Raw genomic sequence first — 18,542 nt, 5'->3', positions numbered from 1 at the left:
GTCCACCGGTCCACGGGCTACCAGGGTATCAGCGCCGAGGAGAGGGTCGTTCCGGTCACGCTTCCGCAACCGCTTTCCCCCGGAGTCACGTTTTTTCCGCCCAGTCACCCGGCCCCCCACTCGTTCGGCGGAAGGATGTTGTCGAGAGCGTGACGCGGAAGCCCCGCGTGCGTCGTATCCTGCTCAAACATTCGCTGCCGAGTCCGGCCGGCAAACGGCACCACCCCCGCCCGATTTCCCGGAAACCCAGCTCGTCAACGACCCTTGACCGAAGTACGCGCCCCACGGGGCGGACATGGCCGTTCGACTGGAGATGCACGTGGCCGGGCGCATCGAGGATTACGCACTTATCGGAGACATGCAGACCGCTGCCCTGGTCTGCCGGGACGGCACAGTCGACTGGCTGTGCCTCCCACGCTTCGACTCGCACGCCGTGTTCGCGGCCCTGCTCGGTACGGAGGAGCACGGCTTCTGGCGACTCGGGCCCGCGCATCCCGCGGGCTCCGAGGCCCCGCGCGCCACGCGGCGCCGCTATCGGGGCGACTCCCTCATCCTGGAATCGGAGTGGGACACACCGCGTGGCACGGTCAGAGTGACCGATTTCATGCCGCCGCGTGACGGAGCACCCCAGGTGATCCGGATCGTGGAGGGCATCAGCGGCCGGGTGCCGATGCGGTCCGCTCTGCGGATGCGCTTCAGCTACGGCCGGGTCGTGCCGTGGGTCCACAAGGTGGACAACCGCACGGTCGCCGTGGCGGGCCCCGACTCGGTCTGGCTGGACACCGACGCGGAGACGCACGGCAAGGACCTCACGACGTACTCCGACTTCACCGTCGCCCCGGGCGACCGGGTCGCCTTCACCATCAGCTGGCAGCCCTCGCACCGCAGGCCGCCGGCGCTGCCCGATCCCGAGGGATCGCTGGAGGCGACCTCCGACTTCTGGCGGGAGTGGATCGAGCACTGCACGTACCACGGCCCCTACCGGGAGGCCGTCGTCCGTTCGCTGATCACGCTCAAGGCGCTGACCTACGCGCCGACGGGCGGGATCGTCGCGGCGCCGACGACCTCGCTGCCCGAGGAGATCGGCGGCAGCCGGAACTGGGACTACCGCTACACCTGGCTGCGCGACGCCGCGATCACCCTCTCCTCGCTGCTGCGCACCGGCTACCGCGAGGAGGCCCGCGCCTGGCGCGAGTGGCTGCTGCGCTCGGTCGCCGGTGACCCGGAGAACCTCCAGATCATGTACGGCATCGCCGGCGAGCGTGAGCTGGGCGAGGCCGAGCTGGACTGGCTGCCGGGGTACGAGAACTCGGGCCCGGTCCGGGTCGGCAACGGCGCGGCGCACCAGCTCCAGCTGGATGTGTACGGCGAGGTCACCGAGGCGCTGCACCTGGCGCACATGACGGGTCTGGCCCGCAACGACTACGCGTCGGTGCTCCAGCTCAAGCTGATCCAGTACCTGGAGAAGCACTGGGACCAGCCGGACGAGGGCATCTGGGAGGTCCGCGGGCCGCGCAGGCACTTCGTGCACTCCAAGGTGATGGCGTGGGTCGCGGTCGACCGGACGATCAAGCTGATCGAGTCCGGGGACGCCGACGGGCCACTGGAGCGCTGGCGCGAGCTGCGCGACGACATCCACCACGATGTCTGCGAGAAGGGGTACGACAAGGAGCGGAACACCTTCACGCAGTCGTACGGCTCCAAGGAGCTGGACGCGTCGCTGCTGCTCATCCCGCAGATGGGCTTCCTGCCGCCGGACGACAAGCGGGTCATCGGCACCATCGAGGCGATCCAGCGCGAGCTGTCCACCGAGGACGGATTCGTGCTGCGCTACCCGACCTCGGGTGACGACGCGGGCGTCGACGGGCTGGCGGGCGACGAGGGTGCCTTCCTGGCCTGCTCGTTCTGGCTGGCGGACGACCTGGCGATGATCGGGCGGGTGGACGAGGCGCGCAAGCTCTTCGAGAAGCTGCTCTCGCTCCGCAACGACCTGGGGCTGCTGGCCGAGGAGTGGGACTCCAAGCTCCAACGGCAGGTGGGCAACTTCCCGCAGGCGTTCAGCCATGTGCCGCTGATCGACACGGCGCTGCGGCTGACGGCGTCCGGAGCCTACGGGGGCTGAGCAGGTGAGGGATCCCGGATCCCCTGTCCTTTTCCCACCGGTGATGTCCACCGTGGCCGATAGGACAGGGGGATGGGATTCACGCCCCCGTGAGCGAGTAGTTCCCCTCTTTGTGCAGGAGCGCCCCGGTCAGCGTGCGCGGCCGGGGCGGGACTCCGGCGTCTGGCGCCCAGTGGGGCCGCCCGGGACATCGCGGGGTCGGTCATCCGATGGATCTCCGGCAGTGAGGACCTTGCGCGGCCGGACGAGCCGCGACCTCTGTACGCCCCTGGATCCGGGCCGGATGTGCCGGCGCCTTTGAACGCACGCGGGAACACTCCGTCCACCAGGAGAGGGGCTCTGGCAGTACTCGTATTACAAGGATCTCCCTCTCTCCCGCAAGCCCGCCTAACTTGTTGTTCTCAGCCATACAGAGGAGACGCGGCAAGTGGTGGACAACCAATTCACGACGCATGCAGAACTTTTCGATCTGCGCGGAAAGCGCGCGCTCGTCACCGGTGGCACCCGAGGCATCGGGATGATGATCGCGCGTGGCCTTCTCCAGGCGGGCGTCCGCGTGGTCATCAGCTCACGCAACGCGGAAGCGTGCGCCCAGGCGCAGGAACAGCTGTCCGAATTCGGTGAGGTGCGGGCCATTCCCGCCGACCTGTCCCGCCACGACGAGTGCCGGCGACTGTCCGACCTCGTCACCGCCGACTCGGAGCGTCTCGACATCCTCGTCAACAACGCGGGCGCCATATGGGACGAGCCGCTGGCGACGTTCCCGGACGCGGCCTGGGACACGGTCGTCGACCTCAACCTGAAGTCGCCGTTCTGGCTGGTCCAGGCGCTGCTGCCCGCACTTCGCAAGGCGGGCACCGCCGACGATCCCGCGCGGATCATCAACATCGGCAGCATCGCCGCCATCCACATCCCCCAGCGGCACAACTACTCGTACTCCAGCAGCAAGGCCGCGCTGCATCAGCTCACCAGAGTGCTCGCCAAGGAACTAGGACCGCAGCACGTCACCGTGAACGCCGTGGCGCCGGGACCGTTCCCGTCGACGATGATGGCCGCAACCCTCGATGAGCTCGGCGAGGCGATCGCGGCGTCGGCCCCACTGCGCCGGATCGGCCGCGACGACGACATGGCGGGGGTCGCCGTGTTCCTGGCCAGCCGGGCAGGCGCGTACCTGACGGGCACCGTGATCCCCGTCGACGGCGGCATCGCCACCACCGCGTAGGCCGCCTGGGCGAGGACCTCATCGACGCCGACGAGTGCCAAGCCGTCGCGGCGACATGTGTGGGTGGTGAGGGGTGCATTGCGGGCTTCGGGGTATGAGCGGTACCCCCCTTCGCCCGCGGGCCAGGCGCTACGATGAAAAAATGGCCGGCACGATTGATTTGCGCAGCGAGATCCGAGAGTTTTTGAGATCACGTCGCTCCCGCATCACGCCCGATAAGGCAGGTCTGCCCGTCTACGGTGGCCACCGCCGGGTCAAGGGTCTGCGTCGCGAGGAAGTAGCGCTTCTCGCAGGAGTGTCGGTTGATTACTACGTGCGTATGGAGCGCGGCGCCCTGGCCGGTACCTCCGAGGGCGTGCTCGACGCGTTGGCCTCGGTCCTGCAACTCGACGACGCTGAGCGCGATCACCTGTTTCACCTCGCGCGCCAGTCCGGGACACCCAGCAGTCGTCGCCGCCGCAAGGCGGCGGCGACGGTGCGCCCGGCGCTGCGACAAGTGCTCGACGCCATTACCGATGCACCGGCGTGGATCCGCAACGGCCGCCACGACGTGCTCGCCATGAACAAACTTGGCCGAGCCCTGTATTCACCGGTGCTGGCGGACCCGCGACGCCCCGCCAACACCGCGCGGTTCGTGTACCTGAATCCCGACGCGGCCAGGACGTTCTTCGTCGACTACGACCAGGTCGCACGAAATGCGGCCGCGATGCTGCGCATGGAAGTCGGCCGCGATCCGCACGACGAGGAACTCGTCGCCCTTGTTGGCGAATTGTCGACGTGCAGTGAGCTATTCCGGCAGCAGTGGGCATCTCAGGACGTGCGGCTGCACGGATACGGGAGCAAGCGTGTAAACCATCCGGTAGTGGGCCGGCTCGACTTGGACTTCGAGTCCATGGATCTGCCCACCGATCCTGGCCTGCAATTGAATGTCTACACCGCACCCGCGGAGGGGCTGGCCGCTGACAATCTCGCCCTGTTGGCGTCGTGGGCGGCTGGCGAAACGTTGGCGACCGAGTTTCTGGCACCTAGCGAATAGCAATAGCCCGATCCCCCTCCGCCTGTGCGTGTGGTCGCTATCAGTGGCCAAGAGGAGAGTTTCCGCGGCGGACAGGACCGGCATCGTCGCTCCGGTTCACTCCGACAAGCTGAGACAACCGACGACCGACGACCGACTGACTGTACGAACGCACGCGGATCTGGCGCTCGACTTCATCGAACCCGACATCCGCGATGTCCGGTGGGTCCGGGCCCCTGCCGCGTTTCCAGTAATCTCCGGCCTCATGGACAGTCAGGGCGGAATCACCGTGCGGCGGGCGCTGGAGCTGCCCGGGCTCCGTGGCGGGCTGCCGGAGGTGGTCGCCTGCGCGGACCGGCTGGACCGTACGGTGCGCTGGGTGCACGCGGGCGAGGCGCCGAACATCGCTTCGCTCCTCAAGGGCGGCGAGCTGCTGCTGACGACCGGGCTCGGGCTCGGCGCCCGCCCCGCCGAGCAGCGCGCCTTCGTCCGGGGGCTGGCCGAGCGCGGCATCGTGGCGCTGGTGGTGGAGCTGGGGCCGCGCTTCGAGCGGCTGCCCCCGGCGATCGTGGAGACCGCGCGGGCGGCCGGGCTGCCGCTGGTGCAGCTGCACCGCGAGGTGCCGTTCGTCTCCGTCACCGAGGAGATCCACACGGAGATCGTCAACGGCCACTACGCGCTGGTGCGCCAGGCCGAGGAGGTCCACCGGCGGTGTACGCGGGCGCTGCTGGACGGTGGCGGGGTGGAGCGGGTGCTGCGGATCCTGGCGGACTTCGCCGGCAACCCGGTCTTCCTGGAGACGGCCGAGGGCCGCCTGCTGTACGCGGCGGCCCCCGGCACCGGCCGGGCGGCCGCCGATCCGCTGCAGATCTGGGCGGGGCTGCGCGGCAGCCGTACGGCGCGGGAGGCGGGGCCGCCCGCGGGCGCGGTGCTGGTGGATGTGGCGGGCGGCGGCCACGGCGCGGGGGCGGTACGGGCCAGGCTGGTGCTGCCCGCCGTATCGGCTCCGGCGCTGCCGGTGCACCGGCTGGCGGCGGAGCGCGCGGCGGGGCTGCTGGCCGTCGTCCTGATGCAGGCGCGCCAGGACGAGGAGCTGGCCGCGCGGGGCCGGGGCGACTTCCTGACCGACCTCGCCGAGGGGCGTATCCGGGCCGAGGACGCCCCGGCCCAGGCGAAGGTCCTCGGTTTCACGCCGGGCGCGGGACCGCTGCTGCCGGTGGTGACGGTGCTGGCCCCCGAGCTGCTGCCGTCGGGCAACTGGGCGCTGCTGGCCCGCGCGGTGCTGGAGGAGCTGTCCTCGGTGGGGACGGCCGTCCTGCTCGGCGTACGCCCCCTGGAGGGCCGGGTGCCGCTGCTGCTGGGGCTGCGCTCCGAGTCCGAACGTACGGCGGTCGCCGACCGGGTCGCGACCGCGCTGCGCGCGGGGGTGGCCCGCGCGGGTCTGGAGCGCCCCGGCGCCCGGCCGCCGGTGGTCGTCGTCGGGGTGGCGGGCGGCTGGAGCACCGCGGGCGCGGCGCTGCACCACGCCGCCGAGACCGCGACCGCCGCGCAGGGCCTGTCCGACCGCCCCTGGTACGACGCGCGGCGGCTGGACATCGATCTGCTGCTGTGGCGGCTGCGCGACCACCCGGACCTGGCGGCCTTCGTGGAGCGCGCGATCGGCCCGCTGCGCGCGCACGACCGCGCCTCGCGGCCCGCGCTGCTGCCGACCCTGGAGACGTTCCTCGCCCACGCGGGCCGCAAGGCGGAGACCGCGCGCGAACTCCATCTGAACCGCCAGACCCTCTACAACCGGCTGGCCCGCATCTCCGAGCTGCTCGGTACGGATCTGGACGATCCCCAGACGGTGCTGGCCCTGAGCCTGGCGCTGCGGGCGCGGCGCCACACGCCCTGACTCGGCGCTGCCGGAAGCCTCAGCGCGGCCGGGGCGTCTGGGACAGCTCGTCGTAGACGCTCAGGACCTGCGCGATGGTCTGGTCCTCGGTCGTCCAGGTCGACGCCTGGGCGCGCCCCGCGACGGCGAGGGCGCGGCGGCGCTCGGGGTCGGCGAGGAGCCGGATCACGGCGTCGGAGAGCGCGGCCGCATCGCCGTGCGGAACGAGTTCGGCCGCGTCGCCGACGAGTTCGGGAACGGCGCCGACCGCCGTGGCGACGAGCGGCACGCCCAGCCGCAGCGCCTCCTGGGCGAGGACGGAGCGGGCTTCCCAGCGGCTGGCCAGGACGGCGATGTCGGCGGCGGCGAGCAGGGCGGAGATGTCGTCGCGGCGGCCGACGAGCTGGACGGGCAGCTGCTCGTCCTCGATACGGCGCTGGAGCCGGGCTCGCTCCCGGCCCTCCCCCGCGATGGTGAGCAGCGGCATCGGGTCGAGGCGGCGCCAGCCGGCGGCCGCGTCCAGCAGGGTGTCGTACCCCTGGTCGGGTACGAGGCTGCCGACGGCCATGAGTAAGGGCCGGTCGACCGCGCCGAGTTCGGCGCGGGCCTTGTTCTCGGGGGCGTCGCTCACGGCGCGCGGCGCGGGCACGGCGACCGGCGCGAGGCGGGCGTCGCGGGCGCCCCGGCTGCGGGCGCGGTCGACCAGCTCGGAGGAGGCGCCCAGGACGACCGCCGCCGCCCGGACGGCCCGCCGCTCCATCAGCCGCAGCAGCCGGCCGCGCGGGCCCTCGGCGTGCGCGCGCGTGTGCCAGGTGACGACCAGGGGCACCCGCAGCCCGCCGATCGCCAGCGCGGTGCGTATGGCGGCGTGCAGCCCGTGCGCGTGCACCACGTCGGCGCCGGCGCACGCCGCACGCAGCGCCGCGAGGGCCGCCGGGTCGGTGCGCCGGGGTACGGGTACGTGATGCGCCCCGGCCCCGCCGTAGTCGTAGGCGCGGTCGAGTTCGGCGGGGGCGCACACGGTGACGCGCACGCCCCGGGCGACGAGTCCCGCCGCCAGCGATCGGACGTGCGCGCTGCTGCCCGCACTGCCCCCACCGAGCACCTGGACCGTACGCAGTGGTGTCACGTGGTCAAGGCTCCTGGTCGGATGTCGGGCCCCGGCCCCGGGACCCGCGCGTCGGGATGCGGGGATCCGGGGTGAGGGAGGGCAGGGGTACCTGTCAAGGATGCCAGCCCGTCAGCACGTTCAGGCACCAAGGAGACGCCGTTCCTGTGTCCGTCGCCCCGCCCCCACCCCCGGTATCACTCACATGGGTGAAGGAACGGGGTTCGCCGACCCGGTTGCCGAACGGCCGACCCTGTCACCGTACGCCGTCCGGACGGCGACTCCCAGTGCGGGAACGGCCATCCCGGCGCGCTACGCGTCCAGCCGCGCCGTGGCGAGCAGTTCCTCCGCGTGCGCCCTCGCCGTCTGCGAGTCCTCCTGGCCCGCCAGCATCCGCGACAGCTCCCGTACCCGGTCCTCGCCCTCCAGGACGGTCACCCCGGACCGGGTCACCGATCCGTCCACCGTCTTCTCGACCAGCAACTGGCGGTCGGCGAACGCCGCGACCTGCGGAAGGTGGGTCACCACCACCACCTGTGCGGATCTGGCCAGTTTCGCGAGCCTGCGGCCGACCTCGACCGCCGCCTTGCCGCCGACGCCCGCGTCCACCTCGTCGAAGAGATAGGTCGGCACGGGATCGGCACCGGCGAAGACCACCTCCACGGCGAGCATCACCCGCGACAGCTCACCGCCCGACGCGCCCTTGGCGATCGGCCGGGGCTGCGCGCCGGGGTGCGGGGCGAGGAGGAGTTCCACGTCGTCGACGCCGTGCGGCCCGTACACCACGCAGCGCCCGCCGACCTCGACCCCGGCCCGTTCGTCCGGCGACTCGGTCTGCCGGATGTCGAACGAGACGCGCGCGTGGGGCATCGCCAGCGACGCCAGCTCCGCGGTGACGTCCTGGGCGAAGCGCGCCGCCGCCTCGGTGCGGGCGTCGGTCAGTTCCTGGGCGAGGACGGAGAGTTCGGAGCGCAGCCGGTCGTGTTCGGCCGACAGCTCGCCGATCCGGTCGTCGTCGCCCTCCAGTTCGGTGAGCCGGGCGCTGTTCTCCTCGGCCCAGGCCAGGACCGCGGCGATGTCCTCGCCGTACTTGCGGGTGAGCGTGGTCAGCGCGGCCCTGCGCTCCTCCACGGCGGCGAGCCGCAGCGGATCGGCGTCCAGATGGTCCGCGTAGCTCGCGAGTTCGCCCGCCACGTCCGCCAGCAGGATGGAGATCTCGCCCATCCGGTCGGCGAGCCCGGCGAGCGCCGGGTCGTGGGACCGTACGGCCTCCAGCGCGCGGCCCGCGCCGCCGACGAGCATGGTCGCGTCCACGGACTCGGGGTCCTCGGGGTCACCGGCGAGCGCGGCGTGCGCGAGCGCGGCGGCCGAGGCGAGGGCCTCGGCGTGGCCGAGCCGTTCGGCCTCCGCCGCGAGTTCGGTGTCCTCGCCCGCCACCGGTTCGACGGCCGCGATCTCGTTCAGCCCGAAGCGCAGCAGATCGGCTTCCTGGGCGCGCTCGCGGGCCCGCGTGGTCAGGGTGTCCAGTTCGGTGACGACGGCCCGCAGCCGCCGGTAGGCCGCCGCGTACGCCGCGAGCGGCACGGCGACGGCGTCGCCCGCGTATCTGTCGAGGGCCTTGCGCTGGCGCGCGGGCCGCAGCAGGCCCTGCTGGTCGGTCTGGCCGTGCACGGCGACCAGATCGTCCGCCAGCTCGGCCAGCACCCCCATGGGCACCGCGCGTCCGCCGAGGTGGGCGCGCGAGCGCCCCTCGGCCGAGACGGTCCTGCTGATGAGCAGCGCCCCGTCGTCCAGCTCCGCCCCGGCCTCCTCGGCGCGCCGGGCGGCGGGCGCGTCGGCGGCCATGGTGACCCGCCCCTCCACCACCGCCGACTTGGCACCGACCCGCACCAGCGCGGGATCGGCACGTCCGCCGAGCAGCAGCCCGAGGCTGGTGACGACCATGGTCTTGCCCGCGCCGGTCTCGCCCGTCACCGCCGTGAAGCCGGGTGACAGCTCCACGACCGCGTCGTCGATGACTCCGAGCGACCGTATCCGCATCTCCTCCAACACGGTCATGACCATACGAGGTCCCGGAGCCGCCGTGCGACGGACCCCACCCCCGGTTCCCCCGACCGGGCCGGGTCCGGATGGCGCGCCGTACGGTGCATACACCCGCAATCCACCCGGAACCGCCCACTCGTATCGTCGGCGAAATCGCCTACCCGTCGGCGCGCCACCCGCCCGTACGGAACCCGTCGGTGCGGCCCGTCGGCACGGCACCCGTCAGTGCGGCGCCCCGCGCCAGCCGGAGACCGGAAGCGCGAACTTGGCGACCAGCCGGTCCGTGAACGACGCGTGGTGCAGCCGCGCCAGCCGTACGGGAGTGGCTCCGCGCCGCACCTCCACCCGTGCGCCCGGCGGCAGTTCGATGGTTCTGCGCCCGTCGCACCACAGGACCCCGTTCGGGGTGTCCGGCTGGACCTCCACCGCGAGCGTGTTGGTCGGCGAGGTGACCAGCGGCTTCGCGAACAGGGCGTGCGCGCTGATCGGCACCATCAGCAGCGCCTCGACGTCCGGCCAGACGACCGGCCCGCCGGCCGAGAACGCGTACGCCGTCGACCCGGTCGGAGTGGCGCAGACGATCCCGTCGCAGCCGAAGCCGGTGACGGGCCGCCCGTCGATCTCCAGGATGACTTCGAGCATCCGCTCGGGCGAGATCTTCTGCACGGCGGCCTCGTTGAGCGCCCAGTCCGTGTGGACGATGTCGCCGTTGCTGCGGACGACGACATCGATGGTCATCCGCTCCTCGACCTCATACGCACGAGTGACGACGCGGTCCACGACCTTGTCCAGATCGTCCCGTTCCGCCTCGGCGAGGAAGCCGACCCTGCCGAGGTTGACCCCGAGCATCGGAACGCCCGAGGCGCGGGCGAAGGCGGCGCCGCGCAGCAGTGTCCCGTCGCCGCCGAGCACGATCAGCAGCTCACAGCCGTTGAGCGCGTCGGGGATCGCCTCGGGGACCGTCTCGACGGACGACGGCAGCGGCAGATCGGCGGCCTCCATGGCGAGCACGCGCACGCCGAGACCATTACGGAGCAGCCCCTCCACGACGAGTTCGGCGCTGCGGATGGCCGCGGGCCTGCCGGTGTGGGCCACCATGAAAACGGTGCGGTCGGTCTGAGTGGTCAACGGGGTCCCTCCGCCACTGCACGGTCGGCGTCCGCCGGGTCCAGCTCGGGCGCTCCGGCGCGGAGCCACAGAAAATACTCGACGTTTCCGGAGGGTCCGGGCAGCGGACTGGCGGTGACCCCCCGGGTGCCGAGCCCGAGTTCGCTCGCCCGCCGCGCCACCGTACGGACGGCCTCAGCGCGCAGTTCGGGGCTGCGTACGACGCCCCCGCTGCCGAGGCGCTCCTTGCCCACCTCGAACTGCGGCTTCACCATCAGCACCAGATCGGCGTCGGGGGCGGCGCAGCGCACCAGCGCGGGCATGACCACCCCCAGCGGAATGAACGACAGATCCCCCACAACAAGATCCACGGGCTCCCCTTCGATCGCATCCAGCGTCAACTCACGTACGTTCGTACGGTCCTTGACGGTGACGCGTTCATCGCTCTGCAGGGACCAGGCGAGTTGTCCGTATCCGACGTCCACCGCGACGACCCGGCGGGCCCCCGCGCGCAGCAGCACATCGGTGAATCCGCCGGTGGAGGCACCGGCGTCGAGCGCGCGGCGGCCGCGTACCTCCAGCCCCAGGGGCATGAAGGCGGCGAGGGCACCGGCGAGTTTGTGTCCGCCGCGCGAGACGTAGTCGGGGTCGCTGTCGTCGGCCTTGACGACGACGGCGGCACTGGTCTCCACCTGGGTGGCGGGTTTGGTAGCGGTGGCGCCGCCGACCGTCACCCGGCCCGCGGCGATCAGCTGGCTCGCGTGCTCACGCGAGCGTGCGAGGTTACGGCGTACCAGCTCGGCATCGAGTCGGCGGCGTGCCAGTCCAGCCACGTTCGGTTCAGCTCCTGTGGTCGTACGCGAGAAATCACCGGGGCGCCGGCTGTCCATGAGACCCCTGGGGGCCTTGCGGTCCCGGTGGCCGCTGTGGCCCGTGGGACCCCTGATGGGGTGCCGGACGTGCGTCGAGCGCGGTCAGCGCGTCGCGCAGCCCCAGGTGTACATCCTCGTACACCTGGGCGTGGCCGTCGGCGGGGAGGTGGTCGGCGTCGGCGAGCCGCGCCAGCCGCTCGTCCACCTCGGGGTGGCCGGTCGGCGGGCGCTCCACGCCGAGGGGCAGGGGCGGAGCCGGTTCGTACGGGGGAGCCGCTGCGTACGGCGGAGGGCCCGGCATCGAGTCGCTCATGCGGGAACGCTACCGCGAAGCCCTGCGGTAACGTCGATCACGATGGCGACGAAGGAGGAGTGCCGCAGCGCACTCGACAAGCTCTCTGACAACCTGGCGCGGGCGGACGGGAAGGTCCGCTCCGCGGCCGGGTTCGACCGTTCGCTCAGCTGCCACATCACGGACCTGGATCTGACCTTCACCGGCCGTCTGACGGACGGCCGGATCGAGGTGGCCGACACCGTGGCGGGACCACCGCCGGGGAAGGCGGAGATCCGGCTCGCGATGGCGGGCGACGATCTGGTGGCGCTGGTTGACGGCGAGTTGAACTTCGCCCGCGCCTGGGGCTCGGGGCGGGTGAGGCTGGAGGCGGGGTTCCGCGATCTGCTGCGGCTGAGATCGCTGCTGTAGGTGCTCCGGGCGCTCCAGGTGTCCACGTGCTCCAAGTGCTCTAGGCGCGGTCGGGAACGGCGTCGGCCTTCGCATCGGCCTCCGTGTCGACGCCGGTCTCGGCCGCCGCCGCCTCGCGCCGCGTCCGCCGGGACGCCGGGACGACCAGTGGCGTACCCGTCTCCGGGTCGTCGATGACCTGGCAGCGCAGCCCGAACACCTCCTCCACCCGCTCCGCCGTGACCACCTCGGCCGGTGTGCCCTCCGCCACGATCCGGCCGTCGCGCATCGCGATGAGATGGGTCGCGTACCGCGCCGCGTGGTTCAGGTCGTGCAGGACGGCGACGAGCGTGCGGCCCTGTGTCTCGTGCAGTTCGGCGCAGAGGTCGAGCACATCGATCTGGTGCTGGATGTCCAGGAAGGTGGTGGGCTCGTCCAGGAGCAGCAGCGGGGTCTGCTGGGCGAGGGCCATGGCGATCCATACGCGCTGACGCTGCCCGCCGGACAATTCGTCGACATAACGACCGGCCAGTTCGCCGACGCCGGTCGCCGCCATCGATTCCTCGACTATTCGCTCGTCGTCGGGCGACCACTGGCGCAGCAGCCCCTGGTGCGGGTAACGGCCGCGCGCCACCAGGTCGGCGACGGTGATGCCGTCGGGCGCGATGGACGACTGCGGCAGCAGTCCGAGGATCCGCGCGACCTTCTTGGCGGGCATCGAGTGGATGGGCCCGCCGTCGAGCAGCACCCGGCCCTCGGACGGCTTGAGCATCCGGGAGAGCGCGCGCAGCAGGGTGGATTTGCCGCAGGCGTTCGGGCCGACGATGACGGTGAACGAGTGGTCGGGGATCTCCACCGAGAGATCACGGGCGATGACCCGCTGGTCGTAGCCGAGGGTCACCGATTCCGCGGTGAGGCGCTGCATGGTCGTACTCCTGGTGTCGTCCGCGGGGTTCATCTGTACGGGTTGCTGCCCGGCTCGCGTGCGCGGGCCGGGTACGGCCTTCGGATCAGGATGGCGGGTGGCCGCCCCCGGCTCCGCGGCCATGGGCTCACGGGCCTTCATACGCGTCCCGCCCCGCGTTCGGTGACGAGCAGCCGGAGCAGGTAGCAGCCGCCGAGCACCCCGGTCACCGCGCCGACGGGCAGGTGCCTGCCGCCGAAGGCCGAGGTGCCCGCCCAGTCGGCGGCGAGCAGCAGTACGGCGGAGGCCATCAGGACCACCCGGGTGTGCTCGACGCGTACCCCGAGGGCGTACGCCGTGTCGTCCCCCATCTCCAGCGCGTTCAGCGGACGGGCGATCAGGAGCGCCAGCACGACCCCGGCGGCGATGAACGGCCACACCTCCCGCACCGTCGGCAGATCGGCCGAGGCGAGCGAGCCGACGGTCCGGAAGCGCAGCCGGTCCAGCGCGGCGGAGTCCAGGAGCTGTACGGCGTTGACGTACCCGTACAGCGCGGCGCTCGCCGCCGTACCCGCCAGCGCGAGCCGTACGGGCGTGGCGCCGCGGCTGCCGCCGAGGACGTACACGAGGGCCGATGCGACCGCCGCGCCGAGGAAGGCGAACCACACATAGCCGGTGAGCGAGGTGACGCCCAGGAAGCTGATCGCGGAGACGACGGCGGCGGACGCCCCCGCGTTCACGCCCAGCAGTCCCGGCTCGGCCAGCGGATTGCGGGTGAGCGCCTGCATCACGGCCCCCGCGAGCCCGAGCGCGCAGCCCACCAGCAGCCCGAGGGGCGTGCGCGGCAACTGGACGTCGGCGACGATCACATCGTCCCCCACACCCGTGTCGTGGAACAGCCCGTGCCGGACGCCGCCGAGCGGAACCGGCTTGGCGCCCAGCGCGAGGCTCGCCGCACAGACGGCCAGCGGCACGCCGACAGCGACGAACAGCCCGGCGGCGCGCGCCGAACGGCGCCTGCGGGGTGCGGCGGAGGCCATCGGCTCCGCGCTCTGTTCGGGGGGGGACTGTCGACCAGCACCAGGTTAGGTTAGCCTACCCTCGCATCTCGTCTCGATGGGGGAAGTACCGCCATGAACAGCCCGGAGCGGCCCACCGCCGCGATCGACAAGTCGGAGAGGCTTTCCTGATGACCGATGCCCCTTTCCAGTTCTTCGATGTCGAAGTGCTCCGCACCGAGCGCGTCACCCCGGCCGTGGCCCGTATCGTCCTCGGCGGAGCGGCCGTCTCCCGGATGGCCTCGGCCGGCCGCGACCAGCGCGTGAAGCTGTTCCTGCCGCGCCCCGGCCAGCGCGAACCGGTGATGCCGGACAAGAAGCGGGCCGACTGGTACGACGCCTACCGTCAACTGGACCCGGCGGTACGGGGCGTCATGCGGACGTACACGGTGCGCGAGCTGCGCCGCGACCCGGGCGAGCTGGTCATCGACTTCGCCCTGCACGGTGACGACGCGGCCGCGCCCGCGAGCAGGGCCGCGGGCGGGAGCGGGACCACGGGCGGGGACACCGCGTCGGGCCCGGCGACCCGCTGGGCGCGGGCGGCGGGCCCCGGCGACCGGATCAGCGTCCTCGCGCCGGTCCAGGAGGAGAACGCCGGATACGACTTCCGGCCGCCGGAGGGCACGGACTGGGTGCTGCTGAGCGCCGACGAGTCGGCGCTGCCCGCCGTCGCCGGCATCCTCGAAAGCCTGCCGCCGGGGCTGCCCGCCCGCGTCTGGATCGAGATCCACGACCCGGCGGACCGTCAGCACCTGCCCACCAAGGCGGATGCCGAGATCACCTGGCTCGTGCACGGCACCTCCGCCGCCCCCACCGACGCGATCCGAGCCGCCGAACTGCCGGCCGGCACGCCGTACGCGTGGACGGCCGGAGAGGCGGCGACGGTGAAGGCCCTGCGCCGCCACCTCGTCGGCGAGCGCGGATTCGACCGCAGAGCGGTGAAGTTCAGCGGCTACTGGCGCCGCGGCGCCTCCGAGGACTCCCTGATGAGTGCGGCGGAAGCGGAAGCGGAAGCCTGAGCGGCCGGTGTCGGTACGCATGTGAACGTACCGACACCTCATCTACGCACGAGCGCACCGATACCTCATGTACGCACGGAAGCGCACCGACACCTTCCGCGCGCGGGCTCAGAGGCCGAGCTTCGCCAGCGCCTTGCCCGTCTCCCGCGCGCAGGAGCCCTCGCCCGCGTCCGTCCAGGCCGCCGCGCACAGCGCGCGCAGCCCGTCCAGCGCGTCACCGTCCCCGTCGAGCACCAGCGCGTCCCCGCCGACCGAGGCCGTCCAACCGCCGCACCCGAAACCGCCGTCCGGGCCCCCGGTGACGTCCGGCTGCCCGGTCAGCAGTCCGCGCAGATCGGCGTCGACATAGGTCGGCCGGTACTCGGGTGCGGCGGCCAGCAGCTGCGCGCCGTCCGTCACCCCGGTCAGCACGAGCAGCGAGTCGACCCCGCCGTTGAACGCGCCCTCGATGTCCGTGTCCAGCCGGTCCCCCACGACGAGCGCGCGCCTGGCGCCCGTCCGCAGGATCGTCTCGCGGTGCATCGGGGGCAGCGGCTTGCCCGCCACCTGCGGCTCGGCGCCCGTGGCGATCCGTACGACCTCGACCGCCGCGCCGTTGCCCGGCATGATCCCGCGCGGGCTCGGAATCGTCAGGTCGGTGTTGGAAGCGAACCACGGCACCCCGCGGTTGATCGCGTAGCACGCCTCGGCGAACCGCCCCCACGCCAGATCGGGACCGCCGTAGCCCTGCACCACAGCGACCGGACCGTCCTCGGCCGACTCCACCGGTTCGAGACCGCGCTCGCGCAGCGCGACCCGCAGTCCCTCCCCGCCGATGACCAGCACCTTCGATCCGGCCGGGAACCGCTCGGCGATCAGCCGGGACACCGCCTGCGCCGAGGTGATCACGTCCTCGGGCCCGGCCGGGACGCCGAGTTCCGTCAGATGACGCGCGACGGCCTCCGGCGGGCGGAGGGCGTTGTTGGTGACGTACGCGAGACGCATCCCCGCGTCCCTGGCCGTGACGAGCGAGTCCACGGCGTGCGCGATGGCCTCCCCGCCCGCGTAGACCACCCCGTCGAGATCGAGCAGGGCAGTGTCGTACGACTCGTTCAGCGCGGTCGCGTTCCCGCTCGGCCTGGTCCTGCTCTGCTGGCTCATCCGTCTTACGCTCCTCGCTGGGGACTTCTCCCACGATCATCCCCCATCACCCGCCGTACACATACGATGCGTAAATGAACACAACAGGTCCCGTGGACAAGGGGCTGCGGCTGATTCCGTTCAGTGGGCTCCGCTATGTCCCCGAACGGGTCGGCAGTCTGTCGGCCGTGACCTCGCCCCCGTACGACGTGGTCGTCAGACCCGACGGGCTGCACCATCTGGAGTCGGCGGACCCGTACAACATCGTCCGGCTGATCCTCCCGCAGGCCGCCACCGCCGAGGAGCGGCACCGCCAGGCGGCGGCGACGCTGCGCCGGTGGCAGGCCGAGGGCATCCTCGCGCCGGATCCCGAGCCCGCGCTCTACGTGTACGAGCAGCGCAGGGGCGAGGTGTTGCAGAGGGGCGTCATCGGGGCGCTGGCGCTCTCGGCGCCGGCGGACGGCATCGTGCTGCCGCACGAGGACGTGATGCCGGACGTGGTGGAGGACCGCGCTGACCTGCTGCGGACGACGGCGGCGAATCTGGAACCCCTGCTGCTGACGTACCGGGGCGAGCCGCGGACGGCACCCGCGGAAACCGCGTCGGACGCGACGGGCGCCACGGGCCCCTCGGGCACTTCGGGGGTGATCGAGCGCGCCCTCGGCCGCCCGCCGCTCCTCACCACGACCACGGAGGACGGCTTCAGCCACCGGCTGTGGTCGGTCACCGACCCCGGCGAGCTCGCGGAGATCTCCGGGGATCTGGCCCACCACCAGGCCCTGATCGCCGACGGGCACCACCGCTGGGCCACCTATCTGCGGCTGAGCGCCGAGCACACGGCCGCGAACGGGACCGGGACCGGGGCGGGGACCGGGACAGGGACAGGGGCCGGAGCGGGAGCCGGAGTCGCGGCCGACGGGCCCGGCCCTTGGGGCTACGGGCTGGTCCTGCTGATCGACACGGCACGCTACCCCCTCCAGGTCCGCGCCATCCACCGGCTACTCCACCGGCTGCCGGTGGACCGCGCGCTCGAAGCCCTCCATGACGCCCCGGGCTCCTTCCGGGTCCGCACGGTCGAGGGGCCGCTCCCCCGGGCGCTGGAGATCCTCGCGGAGACAGCGGCCGCAGCGAACGCGTTCCTGCTCGCCGGGGACGGCCGCTTCCACCTGGTCGACCGCCCGGACCAGGACCTCCTGGCGCGTACGGTACGAGCCGACCGGCCGGCGGCCTGGCGCGAACTGGACGCGACGGTCCTGCACTCCACCCTCCTCGACCATCTCTGGCGCATCCCGGACGACCCGGAGCACATCGCCTACATCCACGACGCGGAGGCGGCCGTCACCCAGGCCGAGCGCCACGGCGGTACGGCGGTGCTGCTGCATCCGGTGCGCGAGGACGTCGTACGGGAGCTGGCCCGCCAGGGCGTCACCATGCCGCGCAAGTCCACGTCCTTCGGTCCCAAACCGGCGACGGGGCTGGTGCTGCGCGACCTCGCGCGGGGCTGACACGGGACTGACACGAGGCTGACGCGGGCGGCGCCTCGCCCACCAAAGAAAAGTGGGGCGGTACCCCGGTCCGGGATACCGCCCCACTTCTATGGATCGCTTGTGTCACTCAGCTGTTGTCGTCTGCCGTCCCGGTCTCGGGCCGGCTGTCGGCTGCGGCGGGAGACTCGGCGGTGGGAGACTCGGCGCCGGGCGCGGCCTCGGGCTCGTCCTCGCCCATGGCGTCGACGAACTCCACCCCGTCCAGCTCGGCGAGCCGGTCGGAGGCGTCCGTCATGCCGTCCTTGTCGGCCTCGACCGTCTTGCCGAACCACTCCCGCGCCTCGTCCTCACGGCCCGCCGAGAGCAGGGCGTCGGCGTACGCGTAGCGCAGCCGCGCGGTCCAGGGCTGAATGGCGTGCGCGGCGAGTTCGGGGCCCTGAAGCGTCACGATGGCCGCCTCGATCTGCCCCATGTCCCGGCGCGCACCGGCCGCGACGAGCCGCATCTCGACCTGTCCCGCCTTGTCGAGCTTCTGCACCTCGGGCTCGCCCGCCATCGCCATGGCGCGCTCCGGACGGCCGAGGCCGCGCTCGCAGTCCGCCATGACGGGCCACAGGTCGACGCCACCGGTCATCCGCCGCGCCGCCCTGAACTCGGCCAGCGCCTCGGCGTACTTCTGCGTCGCGTACGCGGCGAAGCCGGCGGCCTCGCGGACCGCGGCGACCCGGGAGGCGAGCCGCAGGGCGATACGGGAGTACGCGTACGCCTGCTCCGGATCCTCGTCGATCAGCTTGGCGACCATGACGAGGTTCTTGGCGACGTCCTCGGCGAGCGTCTTCGGCAGGCTCATCAGCTCCTGACGCACGCCCTTGTCGATCTCGTCACCGGTGACGTCCTCCGGGATCGGCAGC

Annotated in this window: 16 protein-coding genes; 7 read left to right on the top strand and 9 right to left on the bottom strand. The window is 72.3% G+C overall.

The features are described from left to right. Positions 1-313: 313 nt before the first annotated feature. From OG627_RS28005 to OG627_RS27990, 4 genes are all read left to right on the top strand, one after another. Positions 314-2,122, top strand: coding sequence for a glycoside hydrolase family 15 protein (locus OG627_RS28005; protein WP_329073039.1), 1,809 nt, complete (start codon positions 314-316; stop codon positions 2,120-2,122). Between the two features lie 427 nt (positions 2,123-2,549). Beyond that, positions 2,550-3,344 (top strand): SDR family oxidoreductase, encoded by a 795-nt coding sequence (locus OG627_RS28000; protein ID WP_329069714.1) that lies wholly within the window; start codon positions 2,550-2,552, stop codon positions 3,342-3,344. Between the two features lie 142 nt (positions 3,345-3,486). Beyond that, a complete protein-coding gene (locus OG627_RS27995) occupies positions 3,487-4,380 on the top strand; it encodes a helix-turn-helix transcriptional regulator (RefSeq protein ID WP_329069712.1) in 894 nt (297 codons plus the stop codon). 244 nt (positions 4,381-4,624) lie between these two features. Next, positions 4,625-6,253, top strand: coding sequence for a PucR family transcriptional regulator (locus OG627_RS27990; RefSeq protein ID WP_329069710.1), 1,629 nt, complete (start codon positions 4,625-4,627; stop codon positions 6,251-6,253). A gap of 19 nt (positions 6,254-6,272) precedes the next feature. On the opposite strand, the gene OG627_RS27985 is transcribed toward OG627_RS27990, so the two are convergent. The 5 genes from OG627_RS27985 to OG627_RS27965 all read right to left on the bottom strand — a co-directional run bounded on the left by OG627_RS27985 (position 6,273) and on the right by OG627_RS27965 (position 11,675). Beyond that, positions 6,273-7,361 (bottom strand): glycosyltransferase family 4 protein, encoded by a 1,089-nt coding sequence (locus OG627_RS27985; protein ID WP_329069708.1) that lies wholly within the window; start codon positions 7,359-7,361, stop codon positions 6,273-6,275. Positions 7,362-7,652: 291 nt separating this feature from the next. Further along, the gene (gene recN / locus OG627_RS27980) at positions 7,653-9,398 is read right to left on the bottom strand and encodes a DNA repair protein RecN (protein ID WP_329069706.1); all 1,746 of its coding nucleotides are present in this window, start codon (positions 9,396-9,398) and stop codon (positions 7,653-7,655) included. A gap of 207 nt (positions 9,399-9,605) precedes the next feature. Continuing rightward, entirely contained in the window at positions 9,606-10,511 is a 906-nt protein-coding gene (locus OG627_RS27975) for an NAD kinase (RefSeq protein WP_329069705.1), read from the bottom strand. Then, a complete protein-coding gene (locus OG627_RS27970; RefSeq protein WP_329069703.1) occupies positions 10,508-11,323 on the bottom strand; it encodes a TlyA family RNA methyltransferase in 816 nt (271 codons plus the stop codon). The genes OG627_RS27975 and OG627_RS27970 overlap by 4 nt, the downstream gene beginning before the upstream one ends. A 34-nt stretch (positions 11,324-11,357) precedes the next feature. Continuing rightward, entirely contained in the window at positions 11,358-11,675 is a 318-nt protein-coding gene (locus OG627_RS27965; protein ID WP_329069700.1) for a hypothetical protein, read from the bottom strand. Positions 11,676-11,717: 42 nt separating this feature from the next. Between OG627_RS27965 and OG627_RS27960 the strand changes: the two genes are divergently transcribed. After that, positions 11,718-12,065, top strand: coding sequence for an SCP2 sterol-binding domain-containing protein (locus OG627_RS27960; protein ID WP_329069697.1), 348 nt, complete (start codon positions 11,718-11,720; stop codon positions 12,063-12,065). Between the two features lie 40 nt (positions 12,066-12,105). Here OG627_RS27960 and OG627_RS27955 read toward each other — a convergent pair whose 3' ends face one another. After that, complete coding sequence (locus tag OG627_RS27955) at positions 12,106-12,969, bottom strand: ABC transporter ATP-binding protein (protein ID WP_329069696.1); 864 nt, start codon at positions 12,967-12,969, stop codon at positions 12,106-12,108. 137 nt (positions 12,970-13,106) lie between these two features. Next, positions 13,107-13,988 carry a FecCD family ABC transporter permease gene (locus OG627_RS27950; protein ID WP_329069695.1) on the bottom strand — a complete coding sequence of 294 codons (882 nt, stop codon included), beginning with the start codon at positions 13,986-13,988 and terminating at the stop codon, positions 13,107-13,109. 149 nt (positions 13,989-14,137) lie between these two features. Here OG627_RS27950 and OG627_RS27945 point away from each other — a divergent pair, with 149 nt between their 5' ends. Then, positions 14,138-15,025 (top strand): siderophore-interacting protein, encoded by an 888-nt coding sequence (locus tag OG627_RS27945; protein ID WP_329069693.1) that lies wholly within the window; start codon positions 14,138-14,140, stop codon positions 15,023-15,025. 108 nt (positions 15,026-15,133) lie between these two features. Here the strand turns inward: OG627_RS27945 and OG627_RS27940 are convergent, their stop codons facing one another. Continuing rightward, positions 15,134-16,165 (bottom strand): HAD-IIA family hydrolase, encoded by a 1,032-nt coding sequence (locus OG627_RS27940; RefSeq protein ID WP_329069691.1) that lies wholly within the window; start codon positions 16,163-16,165, stop codon positions 15,134-15,136. Positions 16,166-16,239: 74 nt separating this feature from the next. Between OG627_RS27940 and OG627_RS27935 the strand changes: the two genes are divergently transcribed. After that, positions 16,240-17,649: a DUF1015 domain-containing protein gene (locus OG627_RS27935; RefSeq protein WP_329069689.1), complete on the top strand. Its 1,410-nt coding sequence runs from the start codon at positions 16,240-16,242 to the stop codon at positions 17,647-17,649. A 109-nt stretch (positions 17,650-17,758) separates the two neighbouring features. Here the strand turns inward: OG627_RS27935 and OG627_RS27930 are convergent, their stop codons facing one another. Then, positions 17,759-18,481, bottom strand: coding sequence for a tetratricopeptide repeat protein (locus tag OG627_RS27930; protein ID WP_329073037.1), 723 nt, complete (start codon positions 18,479-18,481; stop codon positions 17,759-17,761). Between the last annotated feature and the right edge of the window lie 61 nt (positions 18,482-18,542).

This window comes from Streptomyces sp. NBC_01429 (assembly GCF_036231945.1).
Classification (GTDB): domain Bacteria; phylum Actinomycetota; class Actinomycetes; order Streptomycetales; family Streptomycetaceae; genus Streptomyces.
This window is presented reverse-complemented; position numbering and strand designations above follow the sequence as displayed.